The sequence below is a fragment of the Desulfovibrionales bacterium genome, assembly GCA_028715605.1.
In the GTDB taxonomy this organism is placed as follows: domain Bacteria; phylum Desulfobacterota; class QYQD01; order QYQD01; family QYQD01; genus QYQD01.
This window is the reverse complement of record JAQURM010000001.1, coordinates 542,542-557,807: the sequence shown is the minus strand read 5'-3', so window position 1 is coordinate 557,807 and position 15,266 is coordinate 542,542. Positions and strand designations below refer to the sequence as shown.

Sequence of the window (15,266 nt, the reverse complement as noted above, 5' to 3'; positions counted from 1 at the left end):
TTTTTCCGCCATCCCGCAGGCAAAACTGAAAAATTTGCCGCCCTTTTTTGTTTTTGGGGACAGGGCAATTTTGTTTACAAAATAACTATCCGAAATAATTAGTAATTATAAGAAATAAACAAATGGCACAGGCGTTGCAGTACAAATGGCCGGAGTTCAAGACGGAACCGAAAGGAGGTGAAGATATTGCTATATACAACGCCTACTTTGACCGGAATATCAGATGGCGCATTCACCGGGAAACTTGAGGCCCCGGCAACAAAAGGTGGAGAGAGCGCCTCGTTCCTGTCTTTTTTAAATAACAGTTCCTCTCCGACCAGAAATTGTCTTGGCGGGTCGGTTCAACGTGGGGGACGGACGGGTATCAGTGAAAAAGGGTCCCTGTTAAGTCCTGTTCCCGGGGGAAAGCTTTGTCGTAATGACCTGCGCCATATTCTCCGGTCGTTAAAAGACACACTTAAAGAGACAAGCTTATGCGGAACCGGCCTGGTGATAGAGCATCCAGACGAGCTTATGCTTGCCGAGTTCTTACGTGCCTGCGGCCTGAAAGAAGCCGAACTTTCTCAGGCTACAGCAAAAATGAAAGGCGAAGGGGAAGAATACAACATCAATATCCTGTTTGCCATGCTGGACCCGCAGGCCTTACAGGACAAGGCGCAAGCGGAAGGCCATGAATCCCTCCTCTCTCCACAGCACCGCATGACCCTTTCGGATCTATCGGCCATAAGCTCCATGCTGGAGGGTTTTGGGCTGACGCCGCAAGAGATAAAGGACATTTCGGAGAAGTGTCTGACAGAGGACGGCTTTGTAAAAATTGGCCAACTGGTGAAAACGCTGCAAGAGGAATGTAAGCGTCCTCTATCCGGTATGCCCCTTGAGGAATGGCATGAGGGTTCTCTTGCTAATCTGCTCGCTAAACTGGGTCTGACTGAGGAAGAAATCCGTAAGATTGCCGTTGAGGCCGGCCTAAGCGATAAAAGTTTTTCTCTCCCGAAGCTCGTTTCTATACTGGACAAGACCACCGAGGTCGTAGAACGGAAACAAAATCCCATTGATGCAGATAGTTTTTTCCACAACCTGGAGCACCTTCTCAACAAAATAAAGCTTGAAACAGAGGTCAAACCTGCCGGAGACAGCCGTATGGCCGCTCTCCGTTCCTGGCAGGACAGGTGGCTGGAGAGGCTCAGAGAAGTAAGGGCCGGGCTTGATCTGAAAGAACAAGCGCTCACGTTAGATAGCTGGTCCAATGGAAAGCTGTCTGTGGAGGGTAGAATAGCCCCGGTCTGGTTGGAGGAAATGGCCGAACAATGGGCGCACAGCGAAAAGTTGGTGCAGAAACCGCTCTTCATATTAGACGGAGCACCGCCGGCGTCAGCGGCAAATAACATGAGTAGTGCGGCAAAAGACACTATAAGGCCGGTTGTTTATCCGGAGGATATTTTCTCGCAGATTACCGGCCGTCTCTCCGGTTCACTTCGCCTGAAGGAAGATCAGGTGATTATTAAGCTTTTCCCGCCGCACCTGGGCGAAGTAAAGGTCGACCTGGTTTTCAAAAACGACCAGCTCCATACCACATTTACTCTTGATAATTACAGAGTAAAGGAGATAGTGGAGAGCAGCCTGCCGCAACTCAGAACGGCCTTGTCCGAACAGGGCATCAAAATGGGGGAGTGCAATGTGGAATTGAGCCAGGATTTTCGCCAATTTTTCAGAGAACATGAACCGTATGCAGGGCATGATCGCAGACCATGGCCATTATATCGTGATGAAGACGAGTATTATGCCGGGGGAGAAGGGAGAGAATCCGTACCTATTAATTCCCCCACGTCCCTGATACAGGGGATTGACCTATTTGCCTGACTAAAAGGAGGATGAGAAATGGATATAAACGGACTGGGAATGGCCACTTCGGCCAGTCAAACACAATCCGGGGGTGGCCAGGTCCTGGATAAGGATTCTTTTTTAAAGCTCTTTGTGGCCCAGATGGAACATCAAGACCCGCTCAATCCTATGGAGGCCTATGAGTTTTCGGCGCAACTCGCCCAGTTCAGCAGTCTGGAGCAGCTCTATAACTTGAACGAAAATATGACTAACCTGATAGCCTACCAGACCTCGCAGAATAACCTGCAACTCCTTTCCTTAATAGATAAGAAGGTAGAAGTGGTAACGGATAAGCTCACACTGCAAGAAGGAAAGGCAACTGAAGCCTATTATGAATTAACGGAAGAAGCAACCTCTTGCGTCATCAATATCTATGATGAAAACGGCACGAATGTGCGCAGCCTCAACCTTGGGTCCGGGGATGCCGGTAGTTATACGCTGGCCTGGGATGGCCTGGACCAGAGGGGCACCATTCTCCCTGATGGCCGTTATTATTTCGATGTCGTAGCTAAAGACGCCGCCGGGCAGGAGGTCGCGGTTAATACCTCCATCTGCGGCCGTATCACCGGTCTGGACTTTGATGGCGGCCTGACCATGCTGGTAATGGAAGACGGATCAAAGATCGGCGTGGCTGATGTGGTCAGGGTCGTAAACACGCCAGCCGATGTTAGCGGTGAAGAGGCAAACAGTTAGGAAGGATGATTTGAATAATAAAAAAGATGGGGAATTTCAAATGACAAAATTCAAATTTCAAATGAAGTTCAAATGCCCAAATGTCAAATTTTGTGGTTTGGATTTTGTCATTGATTTGAATTTTGAACCTTGAACTTTGAACTTAATTAAAGGAGGGATAAATCATGTCTATTTCAAGTTCGCTCTATGCGGGCATAAGCGGCCTTTCTACCATGGGCAATGCCATGTCCGTTATTGGCGACAATATCTCTAACGTGAACACCGTGGCCTTTAAATCGTCCCGGGCTACCTTTCAGGACGTGTTGGCCCAGCAGATATCCACGGCCTCCGGGTCATCCCAGGTCGGTCGCGGCGTCACGCTGGCCAGCGTAGGCGGCCTGTTTGCCCAGGGGTCTTTCGAGAGCTCTTCACAGCCGACCGATCTGGCTATCGGCGGCAACGGCTTTTTCATCGTGCGGGCCCCGGGTACGGAAAATAACCTGTATTATACACGGGCCGGTGAATTCCGCTTTGATCAGAGCGGTTACCTGGTTAATCCGGCCGGATACGTAGCACAGGGCTGGGCACTGGATCAGGATACCGGTGAGGTTACCGGCACGATCGGGGATATCCTGGTTCCCAAGAGTTCTGCCCCGGTAGCGACAGATGCCATAGAGGTCATTAGCAACTTAGACTCGCGGGAGTCTGCGGCTAGTACAAATGATCTTTATGATGTTGTGCCGGGGGACAGTGACTGGGACGGGACCGACGACCCGCCGGCAAGTGCGAGCTCATACACGTACCACAGCGCCATTCAGGTCTATGATTCGCTGGGCAATAGCCACGACATAACAATCTACTTTGATCCCACCTCTACCGCCAACATCTGGGAGTACCTGGTGACCTGTAACCCGGACGAAGATCAAAGATCCGGGATAGACCCGGCTACGGATGAATGGGCCGGTGCGCTGCTTTATGGTACGATAGAATTCAACACCTCTGGAGACATAACTGATATTGACGCTAGCACGGTTGACGCATCTGACGGTACATTGGATGCTTTGGTTGCCGGTACGAATACCCCTAATGGCTATTTCCAGTTTGCAGCCAATTTTACGGGGGCGGCAACGGACCAGACCGTCGATCTCAATTTCGGCAGTGCCTATACCACAGCCTGGGAAAAAGAGGCCCTGGCCAGCAGCCAATATGCCAGCGCCTCAACCACTATCTTTCAGGACCAGAATGGTTTTGGCGCAGGCTTCCTGCAGTCCGTCTCCGTCAGCGCCGAGGGTATAATCACCGGCCATTATTCTAACGGGCAGATCATCCCGCGAAACTTGATCGCTCTGGCCGATTTCAACAACCTGATCGGCCTTTCCAAGCTGGGCGGCAACCTCTTCTCAGTGACCACCGAATCCGGAGCGCCTATCACCGGCCAGCCCGGCACGAACGGACTGGGAAGCATCGCCCCTAACTCACTGGAACAATCCAATGTGGATCTCGGCGCGGAATTTGTCCGCATGATCACCGTGCAAAGGGGATTCCAGGCCAATTCCAAGATCATCACCACCACCGACGATATGCTCGCCGAACTGATTAGCCTGAAACGTTAGTAGTTCTGACAGCGGCAGGAGAGTCGTTTAAAACCTCTCCTGCCGCCTTGCCTTTTGGAGGGTAATTTACCTTGCCAACCTTCAAAATCTTTGCTATGCCATAAGCATAATCCACTCCCAAGACCAGGCTAAATATGAAACACGTAATTTTGGGCACGGCCGGGCATATCGATCACGGCAAGACATCCCTTATCAAGGCCCTTAGCGGCATTGACACCGACCGGCTCAAGGAAGAAAAGGAACGCGGCATCACCATAGAGTTAGGGTTTGCCCATCTCACCCTGCCCGGCAGCCAAAAACTGGGTATCGTCGATGTTCCCGGGCACGAGCGTTTTGTCAGACACATGGTGGCCGGGGCCAGCGGTATTGATATAGTGGCTCTGATTATAGCGGCTGATGAAGGGGTCATGCCCCAGACAAGGGAACATCTGGAGATATGTCAGATCCTTAACGTCAAGAGCGGTCTGGTAGTGTTGACCAAAAAGGATATGGTGGACGAAGAATGGCTGGAACTGGTGCGGGATGACGTGAGCAAATTTCTCAAGGGAACCTTCCTGGAAGAAGCGCCAATTATGGCCGTTTCTTCACTAACCGGGGATGGGTTGTCGGAGTTGACCGGAGCGCTCGAATCCCTGGCCGCCGGGGTGATGGAAAAACCGGCCAGCGGGCCTTTCCGCCTGCCTATAGACAGGGTCTTTACCATCAAAGGCTTCGGCACCGTGGTTACGGGCGCGTCCATCTCAGGTAAAATAAGCGCCGGAGACAGCGTTACCATCTATCCCCGTGCGCTGCCGGCCAGGATACGCGGCCTCCAGGTACATAACCAGGAAGTGCGCGAGGCTAAGGCCGGGCTTCGTACGGCTATAAACCTTCAGGGCATAGAAAAAGAAACCATTGAGAGAGGAGACGTCCTGGCTACGGCAAACAGCCTGGAAAACTCCTACCTGCTGGATGTCAGCCTTTACTACTTGCCGAGCGTTTCTAAGCCATTAAAGAATAGCGCCCGGGTGCGCTTCCATACCGGAACATGTGAGATCGCCGCCAGGGTAACCCTGCTGGACCGTGATGAACTAAAGCCGGGAGAAAAGACCTATGCCCAGTTAAGACTGCTTAAAAAAGCAGCCGTCTTGCCCGGAGATCGCTATGTGCTGCGCAGCTATTCACCGACGCGCACTATCGGCGGAGGAGAAATATTACATCCTGTCCCCAAACGGCATAAACGCTTCATCGAAGCCACTCTTTCGGATTTAAAAACCCTGGAGGCCGGAAGCCCGGAAGAGATCGTTCTTTTACATGTAAACAAGGCGGAGGCGCAAGGGCTGACGCGCAGGCGGTTAGCTCTTCTTGGCGGATTAAATGAACAGGATTTGGCCAGTACAATCCACAAACTAACCAAGAGCAGGGATATTCTGCTCTTCAATCAGGAAAACCAGGCCTTTGTGGCCTCCGGGGTCTATGAGGGAGCCAGGGAAAATGTCCTAGGCATCCTGCAAGATTACCACAAACGTAATCCGCTTCTCTTTGGCATCCCGAAGGAAGAGCTGAGAAGCAAACTTTCTTCCGGGATGGATCCAAGGTTATTCTCCTTTTTAATAAACGATCTGGTTCAATCCAAAAGGCTTGTGGCCGAAAAGGAACTCCTGCGCCTGCCCGGTCATAAAGTGGATTTGCAGGTGGATGAAAAGGGCCTGAAGGATAAGATAGAAAAGATATACCTTGAGGCGGGATGGGAGCCGCCCTCGCGTAGCGCAGTATCAGAGCTTCTGGGGAAAGACGGCGCCCAAGCCGGGAAATTTATCGACCTCCTCATCCGGGAAAATATATTGATAAAGGTAAAGGAAGACCTCTGCTTCCATGACAAGCCCTTAACTGACCTTAGAGACCGCATCGTAGATTTTCTCAGAAAACACCAGGAGATAACCCCGGCCCAGTTCAAAGAGGTGACCAACCTTTCACGCAAGTACATGATCCCTCTCCTGGAATACTTCGATGCCGCGAAGGTCACTATTCGGGTGGGGGATAAACGGGTGCTGCGGGAAAAGAAATAGCCAGGGGGAGAAGAATTTCCGGACAGACACCAGCCAAGAGGAAAAGACAGTTTGGCCCCACGTTACACGGAAAGCCTTTTCCCGGAGAGGCCGCCCGGATTTTTTGAGTCGTCATGTGACACGTCTATGAAATTTCTGCATGGTAGCTCTGCAGAGACCGCACCTGGCCGTGACCCTTCCGGCGCTTGGCAATCCCTCTGGCTGCGGCCAGAGCTGCGGCCAGAGTAGTAATGTAGGGCACCTTGTACTTTATGGCGGCCTTACGAATATAGGAGTCGTCGTGTTTGCTCAGCTTGCCGCTAGGGGTGTTGATCACTAGCTGGATCTCTTCGTTCTTAATAGTATCAACGATGTTGGGACGTCCTTCATGCATCTTATTGATAGGCTCGGATTGGATTCCCTTCGCGGCTAAAAAGGACTGGGTTCCGGCGGTAGCTCTGATCCTGAACCCAAGCTTGCTAAACTGGCGGGCCACCTCCAGCACTGCCGGCCGATCGTTTTCAGAGACGGTAATCAAGACGGTTCCCTCGGAAGGCAGCAACTGCTGGGCGGCCTCCTGGGCCTTGTAAAAGGCGAGCCCAAAAGAGTCCGCCAGTCCCAATACCTCTCCGGTGGACCGCATTTCCGGACCAAGTAGCGGGTCAACCTCAGGGAACATGTTAAACGGAAAGACTGCTTCCTTGACGCCGTAATGCGGAATCGACTGCCGCTTGAGATTCAAATCGGAAAGTTTTTTACCCAGAAGTATCTGGGTGGCCAGGCGCACCATGGAAATGTTGCATACCTTTGAGACCAGAGGAACGGTCCGGGAGGCCCGCGGGTTCGCCTCCAGAACGTAAACGGTATCATTGGCTATGGCGTACTGGATATTCATCAGACCGACCACCCGAAGCTCCAGGGCTATTCTTCTTGTATATTCGTAGATGGTGTCGAGGTGTTTGGCTGGTATGCTGATAGGTGGAATCACGCAGGCGGAGTCGCCGGAGTGAATACCAGCCAGCTCGATGTGTTCCATAACCGCGGGGACAAAGGCGTTTGAGCCATCAGCGATGGCGTCTGCCTCGACCTCGATAGCATTTTCCAGAAACTTATCAATCAAAATGGGCCGCTCTGGTGAAATATCTACGGCCGCGGAAACATAATGGGTGAGCATCTCCTCGTCGTGGATCACCTGCATGGCGCGTCCGCCCAGGACATAGGATGGCCGCACCATCAGCGGATAGCCGATCTGTTTGGCCACGGCCAAGGCCTCTTCCGGGTTGCTGGCCATGCCGGATTCAGGCTCCGGTATGCCTATTTTGGTCATCATCTGGCGGAAGCGGTCCCGGTCCTCAGCCAGATCAATGGCCTCCGGCGAGGTTCCGATGATTCTAACGCCTGCCTGGGCCAGCTCATTGGCAATGTTAAGCGGAGTCTGGCCGCCGAACTGTACGATTACCCCTTCCGGTTTCTCCTTCTCATAGATACTCAGGACATCCTCTACCGTGAGCGGCTCAAAGTAAAGCCTATCTGAGGTGTCGTAGTCCGTAGAGACGGTCTCGGGATTACAGTTGACCATGATAGACTCATAGCCTTCGTCACGCAGGGCAAAAGCGGCATGAACGCAGCAGTAATCAAATTCAATCCCCTGGCCGATCCGGTTGGGTCCCCCGCCCAGGACCATTATCTTACGCCTTTTGCTGGTCACGACCTTATCGGGGGCATTATAGGTGGAAAAATAGTAAGCCGCATTTTCCACACCACTCACGGGTAGGGAGTCCCAGGCCTCAACTATCCCGGCTTGGGTACGCTGCCGCCTGATCTCTGCCTCTGGAATACCGAGAATCTGCGACAGGTAGCGATCGGAAAATCCATCCTTTTTTGCCTGTCGCAAAAGTTCCTCCGGCAGGTCCTTTCCCTTATAGCGCAGGATTTGCCCTTCCATCTCTACCAGTTCTTTCATCTGCCGGATAAACCAGGGTTTTATATAGGTCTTGGCATAGAGATCCTCTACTGTAGCGCCCTTCCGCAGCGCCTCGTACATGATAAACTGGCGCTCACTGGACGGCTCGGCCAGGGTCTCCATGAGTTCCGGCAGAGAACGTTTATGAAAGTCCTTAGCAAAACCAAGTCCATAGCGGCTGGTTTCCAGGGAACGGATGGCCTTCTGTAATGCTTCTTTGTAATTCTTTCCGATGCTCATGACTTCGCCCACGGCCCGCATCTGGGTGCCGAGTTTATCTTCGACGCCCTCAAACTTTTCGAAGGCCCACCGTGCGAATTTCACAACCACGTAGTCGCCGGATGGGGTATATTTATCAAGCGTCCCCTCCCGCCAGTAAGGGATTTCATCCAGGCTGATACCGGCGGCCAGCATGGAAGAGATGAGGGCAATGGGGAAGCCGGTGGCCTTGGAGGCCAGGGCAGAAGACCGGGAAGTCCTGGGGTTAATCTCGATTACCACCACCCGGCCGGTCTTGGGATCATGGGCAAACTGGATATTGGTCCCTCCGATAACCCGGATGGCCTCGACAATGTCATAGGAATATTTCTGCAGGCGCTTCTGCAGGGCAGGATCGATGGTGAGCATGGGGGCGACACAGAATGAGTCTCCGGTGTGGACGCCCATGGCATCCACGTTTTCGATAAAACAGACGGTGATCATCTGGTTCTTGGCATCGCGGACTACCTCAAGCTCCAGTTCCTCCCATCCCAAGACGGACTCTTCTACCAATACCTGCCTCACAAGACTGGCTGATATACCGCGGCTGACTATAACGCGTAGTTCTTCTACATTATAGACCAGGCCGCCTCCCGTACCCCCTAAGGTGTAAGCAGGACGGATGACCACCGGGTAGCCGAGCTCATTAGCTATGACCTCAGCCTCCTTCACGGTGAAAGCAGGTGCGCTTCTTGGCATTTCGATACCCAGCCTGTCCATGGTTTCCTTGAAGGCAATCCGGTCTTCGCCGCGTTTGATGGCCTCTACCTCTACACCGATTACTTTTACACCGTATTTCTCAAGTACGCCCGCATGCGCCAGTTCAGAGCAGAGGTTTAGACCAGTCTGGCCGCCCAGATTGGGCAGCAGGACGTCAGGCCGTTCTTTCTCAATGATTTCCACCAGACTCTGGAGATTAAGCGGCTCAATATAGGTGAAGTCGGCCGTGCCCGGGTCGGTCATGATGGTAGCCGGGTTGGAATTAACCAGTACTATCTCATAACCAAATTTGCGCAGCGCCTTGCAGGCCTGGGTACCGGAATAATCAAATTCACAGGCCTGACCGATGACAATAGGCCCGGAACCGATGATCATTACCTTTTTGATGTCCTCACGTCTTGGCATGGTATCTCCTTTAAATCCATCGCGTATGCAAGAAACAACGGATTAGGCGTTGCTTCCGACTGCCGGGAATATAGGAGAGCCCCGGTCGTGTGTCAAGTTAAAAACATACACACGTTTTTGCTTTTTCTGCTGCTAAGGCTCGGAAATAAAAAGTTCGACACTAACCTGCCCGTCTTAAGAGAGCTTTCCGGAAAACCTTCCATTTAGGAGATAATCAGAGAAGTGGAATCTGTTTTTGGCAAAGACCCAGTATTGGCAATCCCGGAGTCCAGGAGTATAGCAACATCCCCTACCTCCCGAGGAATTTCATGGGCTATTACGGCCAGGGATGTCCCAATTCCAAGAGGTATGGAAATCATAAAAGCGGTGGCAATGACGATGCCGTCCATGAAGTTGTGAAAGGCGTCTCCGATCAGGATTAAGTAACCAGCCGCACTGTGGACATCGCACTCTGGATCATGACAATGCCGCCAGATAACTATTTTTTCGAGGAGGAAAAAAATAAGAGACCTATTAGGACATATCTCAAGGCAAGGACCGGGCTGAGCATATTCATGGCCTTGGGCAGCATACCCAGAAAGGCGGCACCCAATAAGGTACCTATGGCATAACTTAAAATATAAAGAATTACCTTCTTAACCTTATCCCCGAGCAACATGAGAATGGACGCCCCGGCGATGGCGCCTATACTGCCCGCAAAACTGAATATGATGATGTAAGTCAAGATCATTGTTAGAGCGTCCTGCGCATAAGAATCTCGGCTAGCCTGTATGGCCGCATCTTCATGAGCTCCTGCTGATCGGCTGGATCGTCTTCCGCGCCAGGCCGGCCAGAATTGCCACCGCATCTTCTAAGGTCAGGTCTTTAATTTTAGGCAGCTTTAGCAGCATGGGGAGGTTGACACCGGTTACGATGCCTATCCTGCCTTCATCCAGGAGGGAACGCGCCAGATTGGTAGGGGTCCCCCCCAGTATGTCGGTCAGGATGAGCACCCCTCCTCCACAGTCAAGCCTGGCTATTTGGTTTCTCAGGGCCGCCTTAAGCCCGGAACTATTATCTGCTGAAAATGGGACGGAAAATGCCGCCATCACGGGCAGCTTATGGCCCATAATATGAGTAGCCACGCGGATCATTTCCTCACCTAAATGCCCGTGCGTGGCCACTATGACACTGAACTCATCCATATCGATTTTAATCCGGGATAGAATCGACCTTGAAAATGCTAACCTTCATGGCTACAGACTTTCACAAGATTTCTCTTATGGTATCCAGGACTATCCTGTTATTTTCAGAGGTGGAAGTCGCAAACCTTAAAAAATTATTTCCCAGCCCTTCCTGATGAAGGGGCCTTATGCGGATGTTTTTTTCACTTAAAACCTTGGCAAATTCATCTGCGCTCATATGAGGAATCTTGCCCAGAAAAAAATAGGTCTCTGTAGGGTACGTCGTAATGCCTAAATTCTGTAATGATTTTGTAAAATCCTTGGTCAGGTCTTTCAGCATTACAACTCTGGCATCAATTTTATCCAAATGTTCAAGAGATGCCATTGCCGCAGCCTCGGCAGTCCTTGCCAGCGGATAGGCATCATTATGATTATTCAGACAGCGTATCAATTCGTTATCTGCGATGGCATAGCCTACCCTAAAACCTGCCAAACTAAATGCCTTTGAGAACGTACGAGTTACAATAACATTTTTGTATTCAAAAATCAGATCTGCCGCTGTGTTGCTTCCGAACTCAATGAATGCCTCATCGATTAAGAACATGGTATCAGGATGTCTTTCGATAAGCGAAAGATTCTCCTTTATATTAAAGACGGTGCCGGTAGGATTATTCGGGTTAACGATTACTGCCACAGTTGTATCTTTCGGTATTTCAAGGCCTTTCATATTAAAAAGGAAATCTTCCTTTTCAGCCAAAAAAGTACAAGTCTTTTTCTCTGCAATTTCCTCGAAAAGATAATAGGTAGGAGAGATTAAATGCGCCCTCTGGCCATAAAGTAAAAACAATTGGCGGAGTATAAGTTCAGAGCCTGCATTTATGTGGATATTTTCCACAGGAACCTTGACATAGTCTGATATTCTCTCTTTCAGCTTCCATGAATAGGGTTCTGTATAGTGATTGCCCAGACGGATCTCTTTCCTGGCCGCCTCTATGGCTTCATCTATGGGGGGAAGAGGGTTTTCGCAGAGGGCCAAATTTATACCCTCAAGAGGAAACCCTCCTTTTTCCAGCCTGCTTTTCTTCATAAGGTCTTACCCAGCATGTCAGCCTTAACGTCCTTTTTAGGGGCTTCCTTATCATAGCCGACGATCATCTTCATATCGGAGCCTGTTCAAGATTTTTTCTTAATCTTTCTTCTCCAGGTCTTTAATGCGACGCTGGATTTCGGCTAGCTCCTCAGCTAGCGCTTGGACCCGGTGTTTGAGGTCGGAGATTTCCTCTCCAGGGCTTAGCTGGTAGGCAGAACCGGTCTCTGGCCTTCGTCCGCGAGCCATCCCCGGCGAAAAACCTGGACCTCGACCCATTCCCCGGCCTCCAGCCATACCCATCCCCATGCCTCTACCTATCCCAGGCTGCGGGCTTATCTCAATTCGGCCGGACTTATATGCTTCGATAGCATCATCGATTTTGCCCGTAACTCCGGTAACCATTTGAATCCCTGCTGCTGCCGACAACACCCGGCTGGCATTAGGACCGATACTTCCCGTAATTATCGCCTGAACCTGTGTGCCGGCGATAAGCTGAGCCGTCATAATCCCGGCTCCTCCGCTTGCCCCAGCGTTAGGGTTCTCAACCACCTCAAACTCCATGGTTTCCGGATCAACGATAACGAAATATTGGCATCTTCCAAAACGGGGGTCTATCTCACCGTCCAGACTCGGCTGGTTTGCTGATACCGCAATCCTCATATTTCCCCTCCAGTGCGAAATTATTGGATCAATATGTTAATCCTATCATGCCTTCAAATAAATTTAATATAACCTTTCTGACCCATAGGTTCCTTGATCAATGCGTGATGTCAGACTTATTTAGTAAAGTGCGCTTTGGTGTCTTCCAGGTCTGCATACATAAAGCAAAGAATCCACCCACCAAACCAGCGCTACCGGCTCCAACCGGGCAACCAACCCGCCCGCAAAAAGGACATACAGCGAACATCGCATACAATCTTGAAAAGGCAAGTCCCCAACGGAGAAAGTGAAATAATGGACCAGGAAGCGGGTGCATTCTGGCAGCATTGGCTTTGGTTATCCTTCGCAATAATTTTGTGTCTTCACTTGTAAGCCTTAGCATAATGATCTGGTCCTGGGTTTCGCGGCATTTTCAAAAGACTAAAGTGAAACCAAAATTGTGTTTTTATCCTATAAGGGTTAAAAGAGAATGTAGCTGTGAAGACTATTGTGTCTGGTCTTATGAGAAGCTATCTTGCAAAGTTTAAAACCCGGAAAAGACCCTTTCTGTCTTTTCAGATAGAGCCCACCTCCAGGTGTCAGCTTAAGTGTGTAATGTGCCCGAAAACTGCTTTCCAGGATGAATGGGTAGCGGGCGATATGCCTCTTCCTGTCTTTGAAAAGATAAGCAGATACTTTCACCTCACCAGGGATGTTCACCTCCAGGGTTGGGGGGAGCCACTCCTCTACCCCGAATTACTTGCCATGATTCGTATCGCCAGGGCCAAGGGTTGCCAGGTGAGTCTGACCACAAATGGGGTCCTTCTAACCCCTGACAGATCAGAAACACTGATCAAGGAAGGTCTGGACATAATTGCCATCTCTTTGGCCGGGGCATCAAAAGGCGCTCACGAGGCGATACGGTGCGGCTCGCATTTTGATACCCTGCTTGCTAACGTAAAAATCCTCGTTCAGCTTAAGGCAAAACTAAAATCAAAGACCCCAAAGGTGGTATTCTCCTACCTGATGACCAAGACAAATATCGAAGAACTGCCGGATGCCGTGCGTCTGGCGCGAGAAATAGGCGTAAACGAACTGGTAGCCAACAACCTTGACTATTGCCCAACTGAAGTCCAATACGATCTAAAAGTCTTTTCCTGCCACGGGACTGATAGCAGATTGCAAAGAATCTTGGAAGAAGCAGAAAAAGAAGCGCGGGGAATAAAGCTACCCTTTCGCTGTTACCCACTCGAGATGGAAGAGGTCATCATGTGTGAACTCAATCCCTTGCAGATCGTGTTTTTTTCTCATGACGGCAGTGTCTCGCCTTGCGTGTATCTCAACCTGCCCAAGTCGGGGTCAATACCCGAAATCTTCTGCGGCTCATATCACGAGATACCGAGGATATGCTTTGGTAATGTGGCCAAGAAAGACTTTATAGAAATATGGAACAGCCCCGAATATACGGAATTCAGAAAAGTTTATCAAAACAGGCTCGATGTATTCGAAAAGACTTATGGCCATATGGGCCCTTTTACAACAGACCGGCATGAACTGGAGGAGGCTGAAAAGATACTGAAAAACGGTCTGTCCCGAAATCCTCTGCCGGCAGGATGCCGTACCTGTTATAAGGCGTATGGCATCTGAGCATCAATTTAAATTTCCAAAACCTTGCCCGCCCCACAGTCAAGAGATTTCTCAGGATAGAGACGCCTTATTTCCGACTTAAACTGAGTACAGTGACAAGGACAAACCAGTTTTAGATCCCTAATGAGATCGAATTCTCTGAACCCATGCAGACCTCCAATGAGGGCATCGACCTTTCCGAAGCTTGATGCGGCCTGAAGGATGGCTCTCACACCGGGGTGGGAGCAGCCGGTAACCACGACCAGACCCTCTCTGGCCCTGACCACAAGAGATTGCTCTATGCCTTCGAGCTCACCAGTGGAAAATACGTTTTCATGGATTTGAACAGGGCCTGTAATGCTGATCACCTTACCCGCACCAGGAGGCTTAGGACAGGAATTGGGAATGTAAACCTTGACTTCTTTATTGAGCTTAAGCAAATCCAAAAGTCCCCCGGTATGGTCCCAGTGGGCGTGGGAAATGAAGACCTCGGGAATTGCGCAAGGGTCGATGTTGAGCCTTTCCAGATTATGGAGAAGAATCGAGCCGCTCGCCCCGGTGTCGAAGAGAATCCGCTGGCCATTTTCTGGTTCTATGAGGCAGGAGAAGCCCCAGTCAGCTTTGAGGCCTTCCCGCAAGGCTTCGTTATCATAAACAATGATGATCTTCATACTATTACTCCAGCAATTAAATACCCAAATACTGTCATTCCCGCGAAAGCGGGAATCCAGCAAGGAACTGGATGCCGGATCAAGCCTGTCCTCAACTTGATTGGGGATCCGGCATGACATTTTTTATGTATTTGCCTGCCGGAGTAATAAAGCGGCCCGATTTAATAATTGTGGGTGCCGACCACCACCTTTTTGTTCATTTTCTTTTCGATCATCTCCTTGAGACGGTCGATATTTATAGGGCAGGCAGCGGTGGTCGTGGCTTTTACTATACAAGTCCCTAAGTGTACGGTATCAAAGTCACGCCCATATTGTTTGGCCACATCACTGATGAGGGCTAACTTGGGCATAGCCAGTCCCGGACAGTCTCCGCAATCACCCATGGCCACTATATCCAATTCTTCGTCCTTGTAGCGCGCAAATTCTCCTTCTCTGGCCTGCATGGCCTTGAAACACTTAATACACGATACGCAGGTGACGTCTTTGATTTTCTTACAAGAAAGAATCGCTATTTTTGCCATTTTTTCTCCCTCCTCTT

At 50.5% G+C, this 15,266-nt stretch carries 13 protein-coding genes; 5 read left to right on the top strand and 8 right to left on the bottom strand.

Annotation, left to right across the window (positions count from 1 at the left end):
* Window positions 1-186: 186 nt before the first annotated feature.
* From PHT49_02595 to selB, 4 genes are all read left to right on the top strand, one after another.
* A complete protein-coding gene (locus tag PHT49_02595; protein ID MDD5450771.1) occupies window positions 187-1,860 on the top strand; it encodes a flagellar hook-length control protein FliK in 1,674 nt (557 codons plus the stop codon).
* 18 nt (window positions 1,861-1,878) lie between these two features.
* Window positions 1,879-2,574 (top strand): flagellar hook capping FlgD N-terminal domain-containing protein, encoded by a 696-nt coding sequence (locus PHT49_02590; GenBank protein MDD5450770.1) that lies wholly within the window; start codon window positions 1,879-1,881, stop codon window positions 2,572-2,574.
* A gap of 164 nt (window positions 2,575-2,738) precedes the next feature.
* The gene (locus PHT49_02585) at window positions 2,739-4,166 is read left to right on the top strand and encodes a flagellar hook protein FlgE (GenBank protein MDD5450769.1); all 1,428 of its coding nucleotides are present in this window, start codon (window positions 2,739-2,741) and stop codon (window positions 4,164-4,166) included.
* 134 nt (window positions 4,167-4,300) lie between these two features.
* Window positions 4,301-6,214, top strand: a complete 1,914-nt coding sequence (selB, locus tag PHT49_02580) for a selenocysteine-specific translation elongation factor (protein MDD5450768.1) — start codon at window positions 4,301-4,303, stop codon at window positions 6,212-6,214.
* 124 nt (window positions 6,215-6,338) lie between these two features.
* Here selB and carB read toward each other — a convergent pair whose 3' ends face one another.
* From carB to PHT49_02550, 6 genes are all read right to left on the bottom strand, one after another.
* Entirely contained in the window at window positions 6,339-9,539 is a 3,201-nt protein-coding gene (gene carB, locus PHT49_02575; protein MDD5450767.1) for a carbamoyl-phosphate synthase large subunit, read from the bottom strand.
* Window positions 9,540-9,742: 203 nt separating this feature from the next.
* A complete protein-coding gene (locus tag PHT49_02570; GenBank protein MDD5450766.1) occupies window positions 9,743-10,015 on the bottom strand; it encodes a ZIP family metal transporter in 273 nt (90 codons plus the stop codon).
* Between the two features lie 2 nt (window positions 10,016-10,017).
* Entirely contained in the window at window positions 10,018-10,269 is a 252-nt protein-coding gene (locus tag PHT49_02565; protein ID MDD5450765.1) for a hypothetical protein, read from the bottom strand.
* A gap of 52 nt (window positions 10,270-10,321) precedes the next feature.
* Window positions 10,322-10,723, bottom strand: coding sequence for a PTS sugar transporter subunit IIA (locus PHT49_02560; protein MDD5450764.1), 402 nt, complete (start codon window positions 10,721-10,723; stop codon window positions 10,322-10,324).
* Between the two features lie 61 nt (window positions 10,724-10,784).
* The gene (locus PHT49_02555) at window positions 10,785-11,789 is read right to left on the bottom strand and encodes a histidinol-phosphate transaminase (GenBank protein MDD5450763.1); all 1,005 of its coding nucleotides are present in this window, start codon (window positions 11,787-11,789) and stop codon (window positions 10,785-10,787) included.
* Between the two features lie 99 nt (window positions 11,790-11,888).
* Window positions 11,889-12,452 carry a NifB/NifX family molybdenum-iron cluster-binding protein gene (locus PHT49_02550; GenBank protein ID MDD5450762.1) on the bottom strand — a complete coding sequence of 188 codons (564 nt, stop codon included), beginning with the start codon at window positions 12,450-12,452 and terminating at the stop codon, window positions 11,889-11,891.
* Between the two features lie 501 nt (window positions 12,453-12,953).
* Between PHT49_02550 and PHT49_02545 the strand changes: the two genes are divergently transcribed.
* Window positions 12,954-14,078 carry a radical SAM protein gene (locus PHT49_02545; GenBank protein MDD5450761.1) on the top strand — a complete coding sequence of 375 codons (1,125 nt, stop codon included), beginning with the start codon at window positions 12,954-12,956 and terminating at the stop codon, window positions 14,076-14,078.
* Window positions 14,079-14,086: 8 nt separating this feature from the next.
* Here the strand turns inward: PHT49_02545 and PHT49_02540 are convergent, their stop codons facing one another.
* Both PHT49_02540 and PHT49_02535 read right to left on the bottom strand, forming a co-directional pair.
* Entirely contained in the window at window positions 14,087-14,728 is a 642-nt protein-coding gene (locus tag PHT49_02540) for an MBL fold metallo-hydrolase (protein MDD5450760.1), read from the bottom strand.
* 161 nt (window positions 14,729-14,889) lie between these two features.
* Window positions 14,890-15,249 carry a CGGC domain-containing protein gene (locus tag PHT49_02535; protein MDD5450759.1) on the bottom strand — a complete coding sequence of 120 codons (360 nt, stop codon included), beginning with the start codon at window positions 15,247-15,249 and terminating at the stop codon, window positions 14,890-14,892.
* Between the last annotated feature and the right edge of the window lie 17 nt (window positions 15,250-15,266).

Bases quoted from the DNA above. Each gene is read 5' to 3' on its own strand.
- PHT49_02590 (MDD5450770.1), top strand. From the start codon at position 1,879: ATGGATATAAACGGACTGGGAATGGCCACTTCGGCCAGTCAAACACAA.
- PHT49_02585 (MDD5450769.1), top strand. From the start codon at position 2,739: ATGTCTATTTCAAGTTCGCTCTATGCGGGCATAAGCGGCCTTTCTACC.
- selB (MDD5450768.1), top strand. From the start codon at position 4,301: ATGAAACACGTAATTTTGGGCACGGCCGGGCATATCGATCACGGCAAG.
- carB (MDD5450767.1), bottom strand. From the start codon at position 9,539: ATGCCAAGACGTGAGGACATCAAAAAGGTAATGATCATCGGTTCCGGG.
- PHT49_02565 (MDD5450765.1), bottom strand. From the start codon at position 10,269: ATGATCTTGACTTACATCATCATATTCAGTTTTGCGGGCAGTATAGGC.
- PHT49_02560 (MDD5450764.1), bottom strand. From the start codon at position 10,723: ATGGATGAGTTCAGTGTCATAGTGGCCACGCACGGGCATTTAGGTGAG.
- PHT49_02555 (MDD5450763.1), bottom strand. From the start codon at position 11,789: ATGAAGAAAAGCAGGCTGGAAAAAGGAGGGTTTCCTCTTGAGGGTATA.
- PHT49_02550 (MDD5450762.1), bottom strand. From the start codon at position 12,452: ATGAGGATTGCGGTATCAGCAAACCAGCCGAGTCTGGACGGTGAGATA.
- PHT49_02545 (MDD5450761.1), top strand. From the start codon at position 12,954: ATGAGAAGCTATCTTGCAAAGTTTAAAACCCGGAAAAGACCCTTTCTG.
- PHT49_02540 (MDD5450760.1), bottom strand. From the start codon at position 14,728: ATGAAGATCATCATTGTTTATGATAACGAAGCCTTGCGGGAAGGCCTC.
- PHT49_02535 (MDD5450759.1), bottom strand. From the start codon at position 15,249: ATGGCAAAAATAGCGATTCTTTCTTGTAAGAAAATCAAAGACGTCACC.